The following is a 3,039-nucleotide window of genomic DNA, read 5'->3' as shown; positions in this document are numbered from 1 at the left end:
AGCGCGGCGTCCGCGGTCGCGGGGTGGACATCGAAACCGCCCGTCGCCGATTCGCCGGGCACGACCACCTCGGCGTACAGCTCGCCGTCGGACTCCCAGAGCGCGCGCAGCCCCTGGAACGCGGGACCGTAGTGGTATCCGTGCGCGGCCAGGACGCGGTACGGGTCGTCGGGCAGGATCGGCGTCGCCCCGGCGGGCGGCCGGACCGCACCCGCCGCGGCCGGCTCGATCGCCGAGTTCGTCAGCACACCGTGGGCGTTGCGGACCCATTCCGGTTCCGACCCCGCGCTCGCCGGGCACGAATACAAGGCGACCCGGCGGTCCCCGTCACCGTCTGGTTCGTCCACGACGACCTGGACCCGCACGTCGGCATCGGGTCCGACCGCCAGCGGCGACTCGAGTATCCACTCCGCGAGTCCGGGGCATCCGGTCGCGCGCCCGGCGTACAGGGCCAGGTCGACCAGCAGCGTGGCGGGCGCGAGCACGGTGTCTCCGACCATGTGGTCGACCAGCCAGGACTGGGCGGACCGGGACAGCACGCCGGTGAACAGCGTCGCGCGGCTCCCCGCCACCGGCACGGCGGCGTCCAGGATCGGATGGTCCGCGCCGCCACGTCCCGAGGCCCGCCCGCCACCGGAAGCCAGCCAGAACCGGTCACGCCGGAACGGATAGATCGGCAGCGGCACGGGCTCGCCCGGACTGAGCGCGGCCAGGTCGACCGGCGCGCCTTCGGCGTGCGCGGCGGCCAGCGCGGTGACGAAGGTCCGCGATTCGTCGCGGTCGCGGCGCAACAACGGCACCGCGCGGACCTGCGGCAGACTCTGCTGCACCATCGGGGTGAGCGCGGCGTCGGGACCCACTTCCACGACAGTGCGCGCCCCCAGCTCGGCGAGTCGCAGCACCGCGTCGTGGAACCGGACGGTCCCGCGCACGTGGCGGACCCAGTACTCGGCGTCGACGTCGGTCAGCCGATGTCCGGTCAGGGTGGAGATCAGGTGCCTGGTCGGAGCTCCGTACCGGATCGTCTCGGCGACCGCGCGGAATTCGGCGAGCATCGGGTCCAGGTGCGGTGAGTGGAACGCGTGGCCGACCGGCAGCATCCTGGTCCGCCGCCCGCGCCCGCGCAGGATCTCGGCGAATCCGGCGACCAGGTCGGCGTCACCGGACAGCACGACCGCGCGCGGGCCGTTGACCGCCGCGATCGCCACCCGGTCGGTGCGCTCGGCGATCAGCTCGTTCGCTTCGGTCTCGGTGGCCTCCACGGCGATCATCGCGCCGCCCCCGGGCAGTGCCTGCATCAGCCGACCCCGGGCCGCGACGAGCCGGGCCGCGTCGGGCAGGGTGAACACCTCGGACACGTGGGCCGCCGCCAGTTCGCCGATGGAGTGCCCGGCGAGCAGATCGGGGACCAGACCGAACCGCTCGGCGGTCCGGTGCGCCGCCACTTCCAGCGCGAACAACGCGGGTTGCGTGTACGCGGTCCGGTCGAGCAGCTTCGCGTCCGACGTGCCGGGAGCGGCGGCGAACAGTTCGCGCAGCGACCGGTCGAGGTGGCCGTCGAATTCCGCGCAGACCTCGTCGAGATGCTCGCCGAATTCGGGAAAACGCGCGGCCAGTGTTCGGCCCATCCCGGTCCGCTGGGCTCCTTGGCCGGTGAACACGAAGGCGACGCCCCCGTGGCCCGCGGTCGCCACGACGGTGTCGGCAGGCACCCCGCCGCCCGCGAGTTCGGCCAGCGCGCCACGGAATTCGGCCGGCGAGTCGGCGACGATCGTGGCCCGGTGGGGCAGGGCGGCCCGGGTGGTGGCCAGCGACCAGCCGATGTTCCCGACGTCCGTGTCCGGTTCCCGGTCCAGATGCGAGAGCAGGTCCGCGGCCCGATCGCGCAGCGCGGCGGGGGTGCGGGCCGACAACGTCCACGGCACGGGGCCTATCGGGACCTGCGACTCCTCGGCCGCCTCGGGGACGACGACCTGTTCGAGGATGACGTGGGCGTTGGTGCCGCTGATCCCGAACGAGGACACCCCGGCACGGCGCGGACGCCCCACCTCCGGCCACCCCACCGCCGACACCGCCAATTCCACAGCACCGACCGACCAATCCACATGCGGCGTCGGCTCATCCACATGCAAAGTCGCCGGAACCACACCATGACCCATCGCCTGCACCATCTTGATCACCCCGGCCACCCCCGCCGCAGCCTGCGCATGCCCGATATTCGACTTCAACGACCCCAACAACAACGGACGCACACGCTCACGCCCATACGTCGCCAACAACGCCTGCGCCTCGATCGGATCACCCAAGGTCGTACCCGTACCGTGCGCCTCCACGACGTCCACCTCGGCGGCTCGCAGTCCGGCCGAGGCCAGCGCCCGCCGGATCACCCGTTCCTGGGACGGGCCGCTGGGAGCGGTCAGTCCGTTGCTCGCACCGTCCTGGTTGATCGCCGAACCGCGCACAACGGCCAGTACCCGGTGCCCGTTGCGCCGGGCATCGGACAGCCGTTCCACCAAGAGCAGGCCGACGCCCTCCGACCACGCCGCGCCGTCCGCGCTCGCGGCGAACGACTTGCACCGCCCGTCGGGAGCCAGCCCGCGCTGGCGGCTGAACTCCACGAGCACCGCGGGCGTGGCCATGACGGTCACACCGCCCGCCACCGCCAGATCGCATTCGCCGTTGCGCAGGGACTGCGCCGCCAGATGCAACGCCACCAACGACGACGAACACGCCGTGTCCACCGTGACCGCCGGACCCTCCAGGCCGAACGTGTAGGCCACCCGCCCGGAGGCCACACTGCCCGCGCTGCCGCTGACCAGATAGCCTTCGTGACCGTCGGGCGCCTGGTCGAACCGGGAGCCGTAGTCGTTGTACATGACCCCCGCGAACACGCCGGTATTGCTGCCCCGCAGCGTGTCCGGATCGATGCCCGCCCGCTCGAACACTTCCCAGGCGGTTTCCAACAGCAACCGCTGCTGCGGGTCGGTCGACAGCGCCTCGCGCGGACTCATCCCGAACAGGTCGGCGTCGAATTCGGCC

At 72.4% G+C, this 3,039-nt stretch carries 1 protein-coding gene; it reads right to left on the bottom strand.

From position 1 onward, the window contains the following. A partial coding sequence (locus tag ON30_RS28005) for a type I polyketide synthase (protein WP_157183866.1) occupies positions 1 to 3,039 on the bottom strand: 3,039 nt, incomplete at both ends.

The organism is Nocardia takedensis NBRC 100417 (assembly GCF_000308695.1).
Lineage (GTDB): Bacteria > Actinomycetota > Actinomycetes > Mycobacteriales > Mycobacteriaceae > Nocardia > Nocardia takedensis.
This window is presented reverse-complemented; position numbering and strand designations above follow the sequence as displayed.